At 59.2% G+C, this 16,884-nt stretch carries 17 protein-coding genes; 7 read left to right on the top strand and 10 right to left on the bottom strand.

The genetic code is table 11. The features are described from left to right. Positions 1-27: 27 nt before the first annotated feature. From RE428_RS19165 to RE428_RS19155, 3 genes are all read right to left on the bottom strand, one after another. Complete coding sequence (locus RE428_RS19165) at positions 28-1,308, bottom strand: ABC transporter substrate-binding protein (protein WP_004580569.1); 1,281 nt, start codon at positions 1,306-1,308, stop codon at positions 28-30. A gap of 127 nt (positions 1,309-1,435) precedes the next feature. After that, positions 1,436-2,155 carry an ABC transporter ATP-binding protein gene (locus tag RE428_RS19160; RefSeq protein WP_004580570.1) on the bottom strand — a complete coding sequence of 240 codons (720 nt, stop codon included), beginning with the start codon at positions 2,153-2,155 and terminating at the stop codon, positions 1,436-1,438. Beyond that, entirely contained in the window at positions 2,145-2,933 is a 789-nt protein-coding gene (locus RE428_RS19155) for an ABC transporter ATP-binding protein (protein WP_051079775.1), read from the bottom strand. Before RE428_RS19155 ends, RE428_RS19160 begins: the two co-directional genes overlap by 11 nt. 268 nt (positions 2,934-3,201) lie before the next feature. On the opposite strand from RE428_RS19155, the gene RE428_RS19150 reads away from it, so the two are divergent. From RE428_RS19150 to RE428_RS19140, 3 genes are read left to right on the top strand one after another with little or no spacing between them, the layout of a single operon-like run. Continuing rightward, positions 3,202-3,807, top strand: a complete 606-nt coding sequence (locus RE428_RS19150; RefSeq protein ID WP_004580572.1) for a DJ-1/PfpI family protein — start codon at positions 3,202-3,204, stop codon at positions 3,805-3,807. Continuing rightward, positions 3,800-4,132 (top strand): antibiotic biosynthesis monooxygenase family protein, encoded by a 333-nt coding sequence (locus tag RE428_RS19145; protein ID WP_004580573.1) that lies wholly within the window; start codon positions 3,800-3,802, stop codon positions 4,130-4,132. The genes RE428_RS19150 and RE428_RS19145 overlap by 8 nt, the downstream gene beginning before the upstream one ends. 27 nt (positions 4,133-4,159) lie before the next feature. Beyond that, a complete protein-coding gene (locus tag RE428_RS19140; RefSeq protein WP_004580574.1) occupies positions 4,160-4,621 on the top strand; it encodes an EVE domain-containing protein in 462 nt (153 codons plus the stop codon). A gap of 14 nt (positions 4,622-4,635) precedes the next feature. Here RE428_RS19140 and RE428_RS19135 read toward each other — a convergent pair whose 3' ends face one another. From RE428_RS19135 to RE428_RS19120, 4 genes are all read right to left on the bottom strand, one after another. Next, complete coding sequence (locus RE428_RS19135) at positions 4,636-5,997, bottom strand: flavin-containing monooxygenase (RefSeq protein WP_004580575.1); 1,362 nt, start codon at positions 5,995-5,997, stop codon at positions 4,636-4,638. Between the two features lie 190 nt (positions 5,998-6,187). After that, positions 6,188-6,934, bottom strand: a complete 747-nt coding sequence (locus RE428_RS19130) for an LrgB family protein (protein ID WP_004580576.1) — start codon at positions 6,932-6,934, stop codon at positions 6,188-6,190. Next, a complete protein-coding gene (locus RE428_RS19125) occupies positions 6,927-7,295 on the bottom strand; it encodes a CidA/LrgA family protein (protein WP_004580577.1) in 369 nt (122 codons plus the stop codon). The genes RE428_RS19130 and RE428_RS19125 overlap by 8 nt, the downstream gene beginning before the upstream one ends. A gap of 217 nt (positions 7,296-7,512) precedes the next feature. After that, entirely contained in the window at positions 7,513-7,974 is a 462-nt protein-coding gene (locus RE428_RS19120; RefSeq protein ID WP_004580578.1) for a PepSY domain-containing protein, read from the bottom strand. A gap of 179 nt (positions 7,975-8,153) precedes the next feature. Here RE428_RS19120 and RE428_RS19115 point away from each other — a divergent pair, with 179 nt between their 5' ends. From RE428_RS19115 to RE428_RS19105, 3 genes are read left to right on the top strand one after another with little or no spacing between them, the layout of a single operon-like run. Continuing rightward, on the top strand, positions 8,154-8,501 hold the full coding sequence (locus RE428_RS19115) for a PepSY domain-containing protein (protein ID WP_004580579.1): 348 nt from the start codon (positions 8,154-8,156) through the stop codon (positions 8,499-8,501). Continuing rightward, complete coding sequence (locus RE428_RS19110) at positions 8,498-9,166, top strand: response regulator (RefSeq protein WP_004580580.1); 669 nt, start codon at positions 8,498-8,500, stop codon at positions 9,164-9,166. Before RE428_RS19115 ends, RE428_RS19110 begins: the two co-directional genes overlap by 4 nt. Then, positions 9,166-10,515, top strand: coding sequence for a sensor histidine kinase (locus tag RE428_RS19105; protein ID WP_004580581.1), 1,350 nt, complete (start codon positions 9,166-9,168; stop codon positions 10,513-10,515). The genes RE428_RS19110 and RE428_RS19105 overlap by 1 nt, the downstream gene beginning before the upstream one ends. 26 nt (positions 10,516-10,541) lie before the next feature. On the opposite strand, the gene RE428_RS19100 is transcribed toward RE428_RS19105, so the two are convergent. The 3 genes from RE428_RS19100 to RE428_RS19090 form a co-directional block, all read right to left on the bottom strand. Beyond that, complete coding sequence (locus RE428_RS19100) at positions 10,542-12,086, bottom strand: SpoVR family protein (RefSeq protein ID WP_004580582.1); 1,545 nt, start codon at positions 12,084-12,086, stop codon at positions 10,542-10,544. Continuing rightward, on the bottom strand, positions 12,083-13,375 hold the full coding sequence (locus RE428_RS19095; protein ID WP_040882463.1) for a YeaH/YhbH family protein: 1,293 nt from the start codon (positions 13,373-13,375) through the stop codon (positions 12,083-12,085). Before RE428_RS19095 ends, RE428_RS19100 begins: the two co-directional genes overlap by 4 nt. A 248-nt stretch (positions 13,376-13,623) precedes the next feature. Further along, the gene (locus tag RE428_RS19090) at positions 13,624-15,546 is read right to left on the bottom strand and encodes a PrkA family serine protein kinase (protein ID WP_004580584.1); all 1,923 of its coding nucleotides are present in this window, start codon (positions 15,544-15,546) and stop codon (positions 13,624-13,626) included. Positions 15,547-16,145: 599 nt separating this feature from the next. On the opposite strand from RE428_RS19090, the gene RE428_RS19085 reads away from it, so the two are divergent. Then, positions 16,146-16,868 (top strand): nitroreductase, encoded by a 723-nt coding sequence (locus tag RE428_RS19085; protein ID WP_004580585.1) that lies wholly within the window; start codon positions 16,146-16,148, stop codon positions 16,866-16,868. Positions 16,869-16,884: the final 16 nt, after the last annotated feature.

Raw genomic sequence — 16,884 nt, 5'->3', positions numbered from 1 at the left:
GGCCGCAAGACCGCCCCTCAGGTTAGATTACTTATTGACCAGCGGACACTGGGTTTCCGACAGCGGGATGTAGGCATCTTCCGCCGGGATGGTCGAAACCACCCGCAGCAGGTCCCAATCATCGCCGGACTCGTCGGGCTTCTTGACTTCCACCAGGTACATGTCGTGCAGCATCAGACCGTTGGCGAGGATCTCGCCGTCCTTGACGAACATGTCGTTCAGCTTCATCTCGCCCAGTTGCTTGCGTACGGCATCGGAGTCGTCAGTACCTACCTCTTCGATGGCCTTGAGGTAGTTGGTGACGGCGGAATAGACGCCGGCCTGAACCATGGTGGGCATGGCGCCGTGACGATCATAGAACCGCTGTGACCACTCCTGCTTTTCCTCGTCCTGGTTCCAGACGAAGGCCGTGGTGAACTGGAGGCCTTGGGCAATATCCAGTCCCATGCTCTTCACGTCGGTGATGAAGACCAGCATCCCCGCCAGCTTCTGGCCGCTCTGCACGATGCGGAACTGGTTGGCCTGCTTGATGGCATTCACCGTATCCTGTCCGGCGTTGGCCAGGCCGATGACGTCGGCGCCGGACGATTGCGCCTGCAACAGATACGAGGAGAAGTCGGTCGTGCCCAGCGGTGCATTGACGTTGCCGACCACTTCACCGTCCAGCTCTTTCACCACATCCGCCGTGTTCTGTTGCAGCGAATGACCGAACGCGTAGTCCGCAGTGATGAAGAACCAGGACTCGCCGCCGTTCTTGACCATGGCGGTCGCGGTGCCCACCGGCAGCGCGTGGGTATCGTAGACGTAGTGGATGCCGTAGGGCGTACACTGTTCCTCGGTCAATGCCGTGGTGCCCGCCCCGGTATTCATGGTGATCACTTTCTTGTCAGAGGCCAGGCCCTGTACCGCCAGCGCCACCGAGGAGTTGTCCAGCGCGGTGATCATGTCCACCTGGTCGGCGTCGATCCACTCCCGCGCGGTGCTGGCGCCGATATCCGGCTTGTTCTGGTGGTCGGCGGAGACGATCTCGATGGGCTTGTCCATGATCTTGCCGCCGAAGTCCTCCACCGCCATCTGGGCGGCGACCACGGCGCCGGGACCTTCAAGCGCCTTATAGACCCCGGACATATCACTGAGAACGCCGATTCGGACCTTGTCATCGGACAGGCCCTCCTGGGCGCTTAGCGGCCCGGTTACCAATGCGAGGCCTATAGCCGTCACCAATCCTTTCACGAGATTACGTTGGTTGGACGTTTTTTCCGGGGTGAGACTGGTAGTGGTCGTGAACTTGGCATTTTTACTGAACATAGTCCTTGCCCTCGTCGCTTTTCTTGTTTGTTTTCGAGTGCTGGCCAGTCCCGTATGGAGGACGGTTGCGTCCCTTCGTTCAGACACTCGTTCCGTCAAACACCTGTTTCGTCAAACACCGGTTTCATCAAACACTCAGGTGCCTGTTCAACTGCTCCCGTTTTTCTTCCAGTACCTCTGCGTCGATCTGCTCGACCACCCGGCCGTGCTCGATCACGTAATGCCGGTCCGCCAGGGGCGCGGCAAAATGGAAATTCTGTTCCACCAGTACGATGGTGAAACCCTGCTCCCGCAGTTGGCGGATCACCTTGTCCAGGGAGCGCAGGATGACTGGCGCCAGGCCCTCGGTGATCTCGTCCAGCAGCAACAGCTTGGCACCGGTACGCAGGATGCGGGCGATGGCCAGCATCTGCTGTTCGCCGCCGGAGAGTTTCGAGCCCTGGCTTGCGCGGCGCTCTTTCAGGTTGGGGAACATGCCGTAGATTTCGTCGACGGACAGGCCGCCCTCCGCCAGTGTCGGCGGTAAGGCCAGGTTCTCGTCCACGTTCAGACTGGCAAAGATGCCGCGCTCCTCCGGGCAGTAACCCAGGCGCCCCACATGGGCGATACGGTGTGTGGGCAGCTTGATCGTCTCCTGGTCATGCAACTTGATCGAGCCTTCGCGCTTGCCGACCAGTCCGAGAATGGCCTTGAGTGTAGTGGTACGACCCGAGCCGTTGCGCCCGAGCAGGGTGATCACCTCGCCTTCATGCACCGTCAGGTTCATGCCGTGCAGGATGTGGGACTCGCCGTACCAGGCATGAAGGTTCTCGATCTTCAGCATCTCGGCCCGATCATCAGTCGGCATGGGCGGTCCCCATATAGGCTTCCATCACCTGCGGGTTGGTCGAGACGGCTTCGTAATCGCCCTCGGCCACGATTTCGCCACGATTGAGGACGGTGATCCGGTCCGCCAGGGAAGACACCACATTGAGGTTATGCTCCACCATCACAATGGTGCGGCCTTTAACCACACGGCCGATCAGATCGGTAACGGTACCCACGTCTTCCGCGCTCATGCCTTGGGTCGGTTCGTCCAGCAGCATCAGCTTGGGTTCAAGTGCGATGGTGGTGGCGATTTCCAGGGCCCGTTTGCGGCCATACGCCAACTCCACCGCTTTAGTCTCCGCAAACTCTTTCAGGCCAACCTCCTGCAACAGGGCATCGGCTTTATCATTGAGCTGGTCCAGCATCTTGATGGGCCGCCAGAACTGGTAGGAGACCCCCAACTGGCGTTGCAGCGCGATGCGCACATTCTCGCGGGCGCTGAGATGGGGGAATACGGCGGAAATCTGGAACGAGCGGATCACGCCGCGTTGGGCAATATCCGCAGGGCGCCGGTGGGTGATGTCATGGCCATCGAAGTGGATCGTGCCGGCACTGGGGGTCAGGAACTTGGTCAGCAGGTTGAAAAAGGTCGTCTTGCCGGCGCCATTGGGGCCGATCAGGGCATGAATCGTGCCTTCGTTGACCTTGAGGTTGATATCCTTTACAGCGGTGAACCCCTTGAAGTCCTTGGTCAGACCTCGGGTTTCCAGGATACACCGGCTCGCCTTGGCTGCGTCACTCACGGGTTGCGATTCCATGTCTGACCCCGGGCCGATCGAAGCGCCCAGGTTGTTCTTGTTATTGGAGAAATAGGCGAGGGGCAGCCATCAATATCCTTGCCCTCGCGTTATTTGAGTTAAGACGGTGAAGCGCTTTGCTGTCAAGGTAGCCGGTTTAGCCCTGTGCAAGACCCGCCTCTATCCAACAGCCAAAATAGCGGACATTTTTGTTGCCGGGCATCTGGTACGCGGTCTGCGGGGCGGGTATCGTCATCAGAGAAGCGGGCTTATCCGGAGGGCGGATTGAGTGACGACGATCGTAGGTATTTTTGTCTTCGATGATGTAGAGGTCCTGGATTTTGCCGGACCCTATGAGGTCTTTACCACGGCCTCCCGTGTGCACCGGAAACGTCAACCGGTGGGGCCGGAACCCTTCTCCGTAATGACCATTTCCCAACATGAGGGACTGGTGACGACCCGCGCCGGGTTGCGGATCCAGGCTGACCATACCCTTGCCGAACATCCGGACATCGACCTGCTGATCGTCCCGGGTGGCGTGGTTGCCGAAGAACTGGAAAAGCCCCCCGTGATCCGCTGGATCGAGCAATGCGGCGAGGATATCCCCTTGGTGGCGTCGGTCTGTACCGGCGCCTTCCTGTTGGCCGCAGCTGGCCTGCTGAACGGTCGCACGGCCACGACCCACTGGGAGGATATTGAAGACCTGCGCCACAATTTCCCTGCGATCAAGGTCCTGCCAGGCCGGCGCTGGATCGACCAGGGTAACGTGGTCACCTCCGGCGGAATCTCTGCGGGCATCGATATGAGCCTGCATCTGGTGGAGCGTCTCGCCAACCGGGAATTGGCCGTCAAGACCGCACGACAGATGGAATTCGACTGGACTGAAAATGGCTGAAGCATTACCCCTGATCGCCGAAACCCCGGAGCCGCCCTACTATGCGGTCATCTTTACTTCCCTGAGGACCGAAGGCGACCATGGCTACGGCGCCATGGCTCAACGTATGGTGGAGCTGGCTTCTGAGCAACCAGGCTTCCTCGGCGTAGAGTCGGCACGTGAGGACGTGGGTATCACGGTGTCCTATTGGCGAGACCTGGACTCCATCCGCAGCTGGAAACAGCATGCGCAACATCTCGTCGCCCAACGTCGCGGCCAGGATGTCTGGTATTCCGAGTACTCGGTGCGGATCGCGCGGGTTGAACGCGCCTACGGCATGGTTTGAATCGATCAACGACTCCGGAGCTGTTTTATGGCGTACTGGCTGGTCAAGAGTGAACCCGACGAATGCGGCATCGACGACTTTGCCCGGGCGCCGGATGAACCCATTGCCTGGGATGGCGTGCGAAACTACCAGGCCCGTAATTTCCTGGCGGAGATGGACGAGGGCGATCGCGTCTTCATGTACCATTCCAGCTGCAAGCTGATCGGCATCGCGGGTGTTATCCGTGTTGTGCGGGCCGCCTATCCGGATCCCACGCAGTTTGACGAACAGTCCCCCTATTTCGATGCCAAGAGCTCGCCGGAAAAGCCGCGGTGGAAGGCGGTGGATATGGTCTTCGAGCGCAAGTTCGACGATGTGATCCCGTTACAGCGGTTAAAGGAAGAATCGGCACTGGCCGATCTGCCGCTGGTAAAGAAAGGCGCCCGGCTGTCGGTAATGCCGGTTACCGAAAGCCAGTGGAATCACATTCTCTCTATGGTCGGCTCGTAGTATCACATGCCAAGTTAAACCGCCGCCTGATGGAAATGCTTGTAACGGCTGCCTTCCGGCGCCCGACCGATATCGATCCCTGCCTGCAGCAGTTCCTCTTTCAGTTCCTGTCGGAAGAGGTGGTAATCCACTTCCGTCGAATGCCGCCCGCCCTTTTCGAACCGCAAGTGCGGGTGGCTGATCTCGTCCATGATCACCCCGTGCATGTCCGCCGGTCGCTGCCAGTGCCCAAGGATCTCCTGGCAAGCCAGTTTGGCCTGATAGTCCGCTAAGGGCCAGATACAGCCCAGAGGCTGAAATAGGCCAATGAAATACAGGTTGTCGTACTCTGCATGCATCATCTTGTGGTAGAGCGGCACACGCTCGGCCCGGCTGAAATCGATAAAGGACTGCTCGAAGAACGGGAAGGAAATCCAGAAGCCGGTGCAGGCGACGATGGTGTCGAACGCCTCCTTGCGCCCGTCCACGAATTCCACGGTATTGCCGTCGAACGACTTTATGGCCGGGCGCGGCTTGATCCGGCCGTGGCGGATAAAGTCCAGCAGGTCCGAATTGATCGTCGGGTGATGGCTCAGGACAGGCGTTTTTGGTTTGGGCAAACCGTACTTCTTCTCGTAATCTCCCTGCAGCAGTTTCAGTAGCCCGGTGAATATCCATTGCCGGACCCGTGCGGGAATCCAGGGGTTCTTGGCCCCGAGCACATCCGAAGGCATGCCGAACATGAACTTGGGCAGGAACCACTGTGGGCTGCGCATGCTCAGGCAGACCGTGTCCGCCAGGCGCGCGGTTTCCACGGCCACGTCGCAGGCGGAATTGCCTGCCCCGATCACCAGCACCCGCTTGCCGCGCCAGCTATCGTCCACGCCCTTGAAGTCGTGGGAGTGCATGAAGGTGCCATCGAAGTGGCCCGGGTAGTCGGGATACTTTGGATTCCAGTGATGGCCGTTGCAGACCATCAGGTGGCTGAACATCTGCTGTTGGGCCTGCCCATTCGCATCGGTGGTGGTGACTTCCCAGGCACCGCCGGTTGTGCGGGCAACCTTGTCGACGTTGGTGCGGAATTGAATATGCTCCTTTACGCCAAAATGCGCGGCGTAGCTGTCGAAGTAGGCTTGGAGCTGGCGGTGATTGGGGTAGTCCGGGTAATCCGGCGGCATGGGAAAGTCTTCGTATTCGGACCAGACCTTCGAGCTGATGATGTGGGTGTTTTCGTAGACGCTGGAATGGCCGGTGGCGGCATTGAAGACCCAATTGCCGCCGATCCTGTCGTTCTTCTCGAACACCGTGACCGGCAGGCCCGCTTCAAGGCAGTTCTTGGCAGCAGTGATGCCACTGGGACCGGCGCCAATCACGCAGACGTGTGTGGATAGGGTCATCGGGGCGTCCTTCTAATTTTGTTGTTTTGTCGGACAGTGTAGCTGAAAAGGGGAAACTTCAGGGCGTGATAATGTATGGCCGGTCTAGACAGCGATGCGGTTCGCTTTGCTCACCACATCCTGCGCAATGTAGTGAGTCGAGCTGTGCCCGCGTAGGGTGCTGGTGAGGCAAAGCCGAACCGCACCACCTTTACGACAACAACCCCGGAAAAACGGCCCGCACGAGATCAATCATCCCCGGCAACAACACCGCCGTGGCAAACGCAGACAACGCCATCGCGAGTCCTGAGAAGGCCCCCATCATCGGGCTCACCTGGAATGCCCGCGCAGTTCCAATTCCATGCGCGGACACACCCATAGCGATGCCTTTCACACCGTCATCGTCGATCCGCAACCATTCGAACAGCTTCGTGCCGAGCAGGGCGCCGATAATACCGGTCACGACCACCAGCACCGCCGTCAGCGAGGGCAGGCCGCCGATTTCCTCGGAAATGCCCATGGCCACCGGCGCCGTAACGGATTTGGGCGCCAGGGAGAGGATGGTTTCCGGCGATGCACCGAAGACCCAGGCGATGGCCATCGAACTTAACGCCCCGACAAGCACGCCTGCAACCAGAGCTACCAACACCGGAATCCACACCGCACGTAACCGGGGCAGTTGCTCGTAAAGCGGCACCGCCAACGCCACCGTCGCCGGCCCCAGCAGGAAGTGGATAAACTGCCCGCCCTCGAAATACTCTTCGTAGCTGGTATCGGTCAGCAGCAGGAAGACGATCAGCATGCCGATCGTGGTAATGACCGGATTGAGCAGCGGGTTATTGCCGGCCCAGACGTATAGCCGATGGGCGACGCCATAGGTCAGCAACGTCACCGTCAGCCCCAGCAACGGGGAGGTATGTAGGTACACCCAGATCTGGGCCAGGTCGGTCTCAACCATCGTCGCGGCTCCGCTTGGCCATCAATCGCTGCACGCCCACCATGGTCAACGCGGTCACGACCATGGTGACCACGGTGCTGAGCACCAGCGCCATGGCAATAGGCAGCCACTCGTTCATGATGCGGCTGAAATACACCATCATGCCTACACCCGCCGGGACGAACAGCAGTGATAGACGGCCAAGCAGTGCGCCGGTAGCGCTGTCGAGCGCTTTACCTGCACCGCCGCGGATCACCAGGGTGATGAACAGCAGGATCATGCCCAGAACGGGACCTGGAATGGTCAGGCCAAACAGGCGCACGGTGACTTCGCCCACCAGTTGGTAGACCAGCAGAATGGTGATGCCGTTGAGAAAGTGCATGGTCCTCCCAATACAGATCGAACGGGATAAGTTGGTGGCTCCGGGGATCCGGATATGAAAGCACCGCAGCCCGGCAAAGTCACGCCACCGCATTGGCTGAGCGGCCTCAACGTCGGACGGTGTCGGGTTCCAGGAGGGGTAGAGAGACTGTTACAAACTGGATAGGCCGCCATAAAAAAGCCCGCACATGGCGGGCTTGGGGCGGGGCCGGACCAGGTCAGTCGTCGTGGTCGACCTTCAGAACGGCCATGTCGGCCAGCTGAAAGGTGATTTCCAGTTCGCGGCCGCTATCGTCTTCGCCTTCGATCTTCAGGCGATCATTGCCGCGAAGGTCGATTTCCTCGATCCGGACCATGCCTTTTTCCTGTGCGGCTTTTGCGGCCTCGCGGATTTGGGATTGGGTCAGGCCAGTGGCGTTGTCGGCGTGTCGTTCACGCTGCTCGTGCAAGATACGGCCATCGTCGGCATACTCCACGTCAGCGATCCAGTTGTCCTTGAGCTGGCCCTTGATCTCGAACTCCTGGTTATCGTCGAATTCGATTTCGTGATAATGGGTAAAGCCGTATTCGCTTCCGGCCTTGAGTGCATCGTCCAACTTGCTGGTCGGCGCAGCGGCGTAGGTGGCCGGTACGATCAGTGCAGCGGTAACGGTTGCCAGCGTCAGTTGTTTCAGGTTCATGGTTCGCTCCTTCGTTTTTGCCTGTTTTAACGGTTTACGACACATCGGGCGTCGTCCAGGGCCGCAGGAACGCGGTTCACCTTTGCCCGATATGTTTTCCGTTGTACCGAAGTCCGCCTGACGCCAGGCTGAGCGTTTCGTTCATGTACCGTTCATATGCCATTTGCGAAGCTAGTGAGATGAAAATCAGACTGATGTTGCAACAACTGGTCACGATGGTCCTCGCAACGCTCCTCATACTCGGGAGCGTCTCTATCTGCGCCGCCGATGACGACGACTGGCGTAACCTGCACCGGGAAGTCCAGGCCGGCCGTATCAAGTCGCTGCCCTCCGTGTTGGGCGAGCTGGAAAAGAAATATATTGGCCAGGTCGTCGAGGTCGAGTTCGAGCGCGAGGACGGTGTGCCGGTCTACGAGATCGAGATGATGGGGCCGGATGGCCAGATCGTGGAATTTGAAGTGGATGCGGCCAGCGGCGAGCTGATTGGCATCGAGGGAAGAAACATCAAGGGAATGGAGCGCCAATGAAGGTTCTTCTGGTTGAGGACGACCAGAGTCTGGCAGAGGCCCTTGCCAGCGCCCTGAGGGATTCAGGACTGTTGGTGGAGCCGGTCGGCACCGGTGGTGAGGCGGATTTCCTGCTCAAGACCGAACGCTATGACGTGGTCATATTGGATTTAGGCTTGCCGGATGGCAACGGTACTCATTGGCTGTCCCGCTGGCGGGATGAGCAGATCGATCTCCCGGTGCTGGTGCTGACCGCCCGCGAGCGTTGGTCGGACAAGGCCGCCGGCTTTGCGGCGGGCGCTGACGACTACGTCACCAAACCGTTTGAAACCGCGGAGGTGCTCTTTCGCCTCCGGGCTCTGGTGCGCCGTAGTTACGGTCACGCCCATCCGGTCCTCAATCTCGGTGACCTGTCGTATGACACGCACGGCGGTCAGGTCACGCTCGCCGGGCTGCCGGTGTCGTTGACCGCCCAGGAAACCCGGCTGCTGGGTTATCTCATGCATGCTGCACCGCGCATCGTTAGCCGGACGGAACTATCCGAGCACGTCTATGACCGGGACCAGGAGCCGGATTCGAACGTCATTGACGTGCAGATCGGCCGCTTGCGTCGCAAACTCGGGCGCGATCGTATCGAGACGGTTCGCGGCCAGGGCTATCGAATCCTGGATGCGGGCGGCGCCTGATGCCGGCAGCGATAGGTCGCTTGTCCGTCAACGCGCGGCTGCTGATTGCCGCACTGGTCCTCGTCGGACTGATTCTGCCTCTGGCCGGGATCCTGCTGAGCTACAACTTCAAGCAATCGGTCTCCTCCGCCTTCGATGAGCGGCTTCGCTCGCTTCTGAACGTCGTCATTGCGGGCATTGAATACGATCCGAACAGCCGTTCGTTGCACATGGTGCGCAGTCTGGGAGATCCACAGTTTGAGCGGGTCTTTTCCGGTTGGTACTGGCAGGCGTCAGACGGTGGCGAACTGAGCCTGACCTCACGTTCCCTATGGGACCAACGGTTGGCGGTATCCGGTGAGCCCGGTCTGCACTTGAGCAATCAACCCGGCCCCCTTGGCGAACCGCTACGCGTGATCGAACGCGACGTCAAACTCTCCAACCTGCAGTCCACCTTGCACCTGAGCGTCGCTGCCAGTCGGGAGGAGCTGGATGCAGAGGTCGATCGTTTTAGCCGGTTGCTCTGGCTCTCGCTGGCGGGTCTTGGTGTGCTGTTGCTGGCGGGACTGGCCATCCAGATCCGTTGGGGGCTGTCGCCCCTGCGGCGCATCCACGGCAACCTGCGAGAGGTGGAAAACGGTCAGAGCCAGCGGCTCGATACCGATTTTCCCAGTGAATTAAAAGCGCTGGCCGAAGCGATCAACCTCGTGCTTGAGCGCGACGAGCAACTGATCGAACGCGGACGAGCTGCGGCCGGCAACCTGGCCCATGCACTCAAGACGCCGGTGACGGTACTCAAGACCCACTGCGAACGTTTGCCCGAGGCACAGGCCCGCCCACTCCTGAACGAACTTCAGCGCCTCGACGACGCAGTCCGACATCACCTGGCCCGAGCCGCGGCTGCCGGAGCTACGCCCTTGACGCGCACGACAGACGTTGCGGACGCATTGGGCACCGTCGTGACCGGGATCGGGCGTATGGCTGAACGCCGTGATCTGGTACTGCAGTCTCAACCTTTGCCCGATGCCAAGGTACGGATGGATGCCCAGGACCTGCAGGAAATCGTGGGCAACCTGTTGGAGAACGCAGTCAAGTGGGCCAGCACGACCGTCGTGTTTGACTGTGAGATCGCCGCGGACCGGCTTTTGCTGAGAGTTGCTGACGATGGTGACGGCTTGACCGAAGCGCAACGCGTCGAAGCACTCGAACGGGGCCGGATGCTGGACGAACGGCGCTCGGGGTCTGGGCTCGGTTTGGCTATCGTATCGGAACTGGTGGGGCTGTATGGTGGCGAGTTTGAATTGGGGCGCGCGGAGCAGGGCGGATTACTCGCGCTAGTCTCCCTGCCCGTGGCCCAGGGTGCGCCCTGAGCCCGGACAGGACGTCCTTTCCAGCTTCAGTCCTCGTCATCCAGCGATCGCGGTGGACAATGGAATTCCTCCACCATGGTGCCGTCTTCCACGCTTTCCAGGTGCACATCGAAGCCCCACAGACGATGCACGTGGCGCAGGACCTCTCCGGTGCTGTCGCCCAGCGGAATGCTGTCCGACGGTACATGCCGCAGGGTCAGTGACCGGTCGCCGCGGATATCCACGTTCCAGACCTGGATATTGGGTTCGCGGTAACTGAGGTTGTACTGGCGCGCCAGCTTTTCCCGTAGCGAGCGATAACCCATCTCGTTGTGGATCGCGGTAATGCGGTAGACGTCCTCGTCCTCGTTATCGGAAATGGCGAACAGCTTGAGGTCACGCATGACCTTGGGCGAGAGGAATTGCTGGATAAAGCTCTCGTCCTTGAAGTTGCGCATGGCAAAGTGGAGGGTTTCCACCCAGTCGGTGCCAACCAGGTCCGGGAACCATTCCCGGTCCTCATCCGTCGGGTTCTCGCAAATCCGACGCAGGTCGGTATAGATCGAGAAACCCAGCGTGTACGGATTGATGCCCGAGTACCAGGGGCTGTCGAACGGCGGCTGGTAGATCACCGCAGTGTGGCTTTGCAGGAACTCCAGCATGAAGCCGTCGGTCACCAGGCCTTTTTCGTACATCCGGTGCAGTAGGGTGTAGTGCCAGAAACTGGCCCATCCTTCGTTCATTACCTGGGTCTGGCGCTGCGGGTAGAAGTACTGGGCGATCTTGCGCACGATGCGGATGATCTCGCGCTGCCAGGTTTCCAGCAGGGGGGCATTCTTCTCAATGAAGTAGAGCAGGTTTTCCTGGGGCTCGGAAGGGTAACGCGCGCGCCGTTTCTGCGGATCTTCGTCTTCGCCGCCCAGCTTGGGAATCGTGCGCCAGAGATCATTGAGCTGACGCTGCAGGTACTCCTCCCGCTCCTTCTGGCGCCGCTGTTCCTCAGCCGCTGAAATCGGGGACGGCCGCTTGTAGCGGTCGACACCGAAGTTCATCAGCGCATGGCAGGAGTCGAGGATTTCCTCTACCGCTTCCAGCCCATGGCGCTCTTCGCATTCGGCCACATAATTACGCGCGAAGATCAGGTAATCGATGATCGCGCTGGCATCCGTCCAGGTGCGGAACAGGTAATTGCCCTTGAAGAAGGAATTGTGCCCGTAGGACGCGTGCGCGATGACCAGCGCCTGCATCGGCAGGGTATTCTCCTCCATCAGGTAGGCGATACAGGGATCGGAATTGATCACGATCTCGTACGCCAGTCCCATCTGGCCGCGTTTGTAGCCCTTCGATGTGTTGAGGAACTGCTTGCCGAAGGACCAGTGGTTATAGCCCACCGGCATGCCCACGGAGCTGTAGGCATCCATCATCTGTTCGGCGCTGATCACCTCGATCTGGTTGGGGTAGGTGTCCAGGCCGAACTCCTCGGCACACTTCTCGATTTCCTCCTGGTAGCGTTTAACCAGTTCAAAGGTCCACTCCGACGTGGTGGAAATCGGTTCGTTCTTGACGGGCGGTTTGTCGACAGTACCGGTCATGCCGCTTTCCTCTCGAACAACTGGCGGAATACCGGGTAGATGTCACCGGGGTCCGCGATCTGTTGCATGGCGAAGCTGTGCGGATCTTTCTCCATGATCTTCTCGTACTCGTACCAGAGCATCTGGTGATCCTGCGGCGTGATCTCCACATAAGCGTAGTACTGCACAAGAGGGAGGATCTGGTCCGCGAGGATCTTGCTGCAGATGGGCGAGTCGTCGTTCCAGTTATCACCGTCCGACGCCTGGGCGGCGTAGATGTTCCACTCGGACGGCGAGTAGCGCGCATCGATGATCTGCTTCATCAGCTTGAGCGCACTGGACACGATGGTGCCCCCGGTCTCCCGCGAATAGAAGAACTCTTCCTCGTCCACTTCCTTGGCGCTGGTGTGGTGGCGGATAAATACCACCTCGATGCGCTTGTAGTTCTTCTTCAGGAACAGGTACAGCAGGATAAAGAAACGCTTGGCGATATCCTTGTGGACCTGTGTCATGGAGCCCGAGACGTCCATCAGACAGAACATCACCGCGCTGGTGGCGGGCTTCGGTTTCTTGATGTGCTGGCGGTAGCGCAGGTCGATCTCGTCGATCCAGGGGATGCGGCGGAGGTTGCCTTTCAGGCGCTTGATCTCGGCTTCCAGGGCATCGATCTGGTCCTGGGGGCTGAACGCGGGATCAGGCTCTGTTGGCTTGGCCTTCAGCTCGGCCAGCTGGGCTTCCAGCTCACGCAGCTTCTTCTTGCGGGCACCCCCCAGGCCGAGACGGCGGGCATGGGCGCCGCGCAGGGAGCGGACCACGTCGAGCTTTGCAGGGATACCCTGGGAAGAGAAGCCAGCGCGCTCGTACTTGAATGCTTCGGTATCCTTGAGTTTCTTGCGGGCGAGGTTGGGCAGCTCCAGGTCGTCGAACAGGAAATCGAGGAATTCGTCCTGGGTGATCTGGAAGGCAAACTCATCCATCCCCTCGCCATCGGGACTGGCCTGCCCCTGACCCTGGCCGCCACCGCCGCCCTGGGGTTTGGGTAAGGTATCTCCGGTGACGAATTCCTTGTTGCCCGGGTGCACCATCTCGCGATTGCCGCCCCGGCCATGATGGAAGATCGGCTCCTCAATATCCCGCGAGGGGATGCTGACGTTCTCGCCCCGCTCGATATCGGTGATCGAGCGCCGCTGTACGGCCTCGGCCACTGCTTTCTTGATGTGATGACGATAGCGCCGCAGGAAGCGTTCGCGGTTGACGGCGCTCTTGTTCTTGCCGTTGAGTCGGCGGTCGACGATATGGGTCATCCCCATAACACTCTCCAGCTTTTGGGTGGAAGGCACCCCTGGATACATGAATTGCTGCGTTGCGCGGTGCTCGCGCGCTCACCTACCGGGTAGGTATGCCTCGCGCGCTGTGCTCCGTGCGCCTTGCACTCCATGCATCCAGGTGCGCCCCCTGCCTCGAGTCAGTTTCAAGGAGCCTCGCTGAGTCTCTTCTTGACTCCTAACCTGGTTAAGGGCCGCTGTTGCGTGTCTTCAGGCAGCCAGCGGCCGCTCTGTTACTGGGACTTCCTTACCCGCAGGTACCATTCGGCGAGCAGGCGGACCTGCTTCTCGGTGTATCCGCGTTCGACCATCCTTTCGACGAACTGTTTGTGTTTCTTCTGGTCTTCCTGCGACGCCTTCGGGTTGAAGGAGATGACCGGGAGCAGGTCCTCGGTGTTGGAGAACATCTTCTTCTCGATCACCGCGCGCAGTTTTTCGTAGCTGAGCCAGGATGGATTCTGGCCCTGGTTGTTGGCTCGGGCCCGCAGGACGAAGTTGACCACTTCGTTGCGGAAATCTTTCGGGTTGCTGATGCCCGCTGGTTTCTCGATCTTCTCCAGCTCGTCGTTGATGGCGGAGCGGTTGAGGATCTCGCCGGTTTCCGGGTCGCGGTATTCCTGGTCCTGGATCCAGAAGTCGGCGTAAGTCACGTAGCGGTCGAACAGGTTCTGGCCGTACTCGCTGTAGCTTTCCAGGTACGCTGTCTGGATCTCCTTGCCGATGAACTCGACATAGTGCGGGGCCAGGTATTCCTTGATGAACCGCAGGTAGCGTTCCTGCACTTCGTTGGGGAACTGTTCCTGCTCGATCTGCTTTTCCAGTACATAAAGCAGGTGCACCGGGTTGGCCGCGATCTCGGTCGTGTCGAAGTTGAATACCTTGGACAGGATCTTGAAGGCGAAACGGGTGGACAGGCCGTCCATGCCCTCGTTCACGCCGGCGGAATCGCGGTACTCCTGGATCGACTTGGCCTTGGGATCGGTGTCCTTGATGTTCTGGCCGTCGTAGACCTTCATCTTGGAATAAATGCTCGAGTTCTCAGGCTCCTTGAGTCGCGAGAGCACCGTGAACTGTGACAGCATGCTGAGGGTGTCCGGTGCGCAGGGCGCTCCGGCCAGCGAACTTTCCCGCAGCAGCTTCTTGTAGATCTCGACCTCCTCGTGGAGGCGCAAGCAGTAAGGCACCTTGACGATATAGACGCGGTCGAGGAACGCTTCGTTGTGCTTGTTGTTCCGGAAGGTCTGCCATTCGGACTCGTTGGAGTGGGCGAGAATCACGCCGTCGAACGGGACCGAACCCATCCCTTCGGTGGTGTTGTAGTTGCCTTCCTGGGTCGCGGTCAGCAACGGATGCAGCACCTTGATCGGCGCCTTGAACATCTCGACGAATTCCATCAGCCCCTGGTTGGCCTTGCTCAGACCGCCGGAGAAGCTGTAGGCATCCGGGTCGTCCTGGGAAAATTCCTCCAACATGCGGATGTTGACCTTGCCCACCAGGGCAGAGATGTCCTGGTTATTGTCGTCGCCGGGCTCGGTCTTGGAGACCCCCACCTGGTCCAACACCGATGGGTAGCGTTTGACCACGCGGAACTGACTGATATCACCCCCGTATTCATGCAGCCGCTTTACCGCCCAGGGCGACATGATCGGCTTGAGATAACGTGTGGGGATGCCGAACTCCTCTTCAAGGATCGGGCCGTCCTCCTTGGGATCGAACAGACCCAGCGGCGACTCGTTCACCGGCGATCCCTTGATCGCGTAGAACGGCACTTTTTGCATCAGTTGCTTGAGTTTTTCCGCCAGGGAAGACTTACCGCCGCCGACCGGACCGAGCAGGTAGAGGATCTGTTTCTTCTCTTCCAGGCCCTGGGCCGCGTGCTTGAAGAAGGAGACGATATTCTCCACGGCCTCTTCCATACCGTAGAACTCGGAGAACTCGGGGTAGCGTTTGATGACTTTGTTGGAAAAGATGCGTGAAAGGCGCGGATCGCGGGAGGTGTCTATCTTCTCTGGCTCGCCGATAGCCAGCAACATTCTTTCAGCTGCGGTAGCGTAAGCGGATGGATCTCTTTTGCAGATCTCCAGGTATTCCTCAAGGGAAAATTCCTCCTCCTGAGTAGATTCATACCGATCCTTGAAGTGCTGCAGAATGCTCATATAAGCCCCTCGCTCGCATAATTATCGCCAAAAACTACACTTAAAAATTCTCCGATCTAGATCGCAGAGTCGCCTCGCACCGGCGTCCCAGGTTGATGGATGAGTAAATGGAAAGTGGGAATGTCTGAACCCGAATCCGCCGGTGGTCACATTCCGGTCAGACCGCCTTGGGTTTCGATCAAGGCTAATTTCAGCTTAGTTCAGTCTCAAAAACTTGGACAGTTACAAAGCGTATTTGTTTCGAGTTCATTTCGTTTCTAAGAATATTTGGAGACAGTTTTCCAGCGGTTTTCTGTTTCCAAATATCCCTCGGGGGAGGAGCAGTGACACACGCCGGTAACCTCACGTGGCGTTTTGCGTCGAGCTGCTCTTTTCGAGCTTATCACCTGTCTTGCTAACCCGATAGTAGGGTAGACGACTGGCATTTCCTACCTGCGTGAATGGCACTTTTGATCATAGCGCGCGCTTGCGGACGCGGGCACGATAAGGCCCATCCAATCCGTTTATACCCGTTGTGCGCTTGACCTATGGTTAGCCAATTGGCCACCGAATAACAATGAAATAAAGGTTACGATCCAAACCGACCGAGAGGAGACGAGATGGAATTCCGCGAAGCCATGGCCCGGCGGCACAGCGTGCGCGATTTTGCCGACCGGCCGGTGGAGGATGAGGTGTTGCGATCAATACTCGATGTGGCGGTAACGGCGCCCAGCTGGTCCAACACCCAGCCGTATCAGTTGGCCATTGCACAAGGCGCAGTTCTGGAGGATTTACGAGCGGAACTGCCCCGGCGATTCGATCGGGCTGCCGCGCTCCAGCGCGCGCCGATGCTGACCAAGGCCAGGGCCTGGCTCTCCCGTGACGGACTGCCCGACGGCGATTTCAAACCGGTACTGAAGTATCCCCGTGATCTCCAGCCCCGCCGTGTGGCCACAGGCCGTGGTCTATACGAGCTGCTCGGCATTGGTCGCCACGACTATCAGGCCCGGCATCAACAGATGGCGGAAAACTTCCGCTTCTTCGGGGCGCCGGTGGCGATCTTCGTTTTCGTCCATGAAGGTTTGGGTGTGTACAGTGTATTGGATGCGGGCGTGTTCCTGCAGAGCCTGATGCTGGCGGCCACCGATGCCGGATTGGGAAGTTGTGCCCAGGGGGCCCTGGCGTTGTGGCGTTCGCCCCTGGACCAGCATTTCGACATCCCTGAGCGTTACAAGCTGCTGTTTGGTATCTCCATCGGCTATCCTTCCAATCACCGGGTAAACCAGTTCCAGCCGGACAAGCTGGGTGTGGATAAGCTCTTGATTCCAACACGTCCCGCCTGATGGTTCTTACCCGCGC

It is taken from the genome of Marinobacter nanhaiticus D15-8W (assembly GCF_036511935.1).
Classification (GTDB): domain Bacteria; phylum Pseudomonadota; class Gammaproteobacteria; order Pseudomonadales; family Oleiphilaceae; genus Marinobacter_A; species Marinobacter_A nanhaiticus.
The sequence above is the reverse complement of the archived record's forward strand: the minus strand, read 5'-3'. Positions and strand labels throughout refer to the sequence as shown.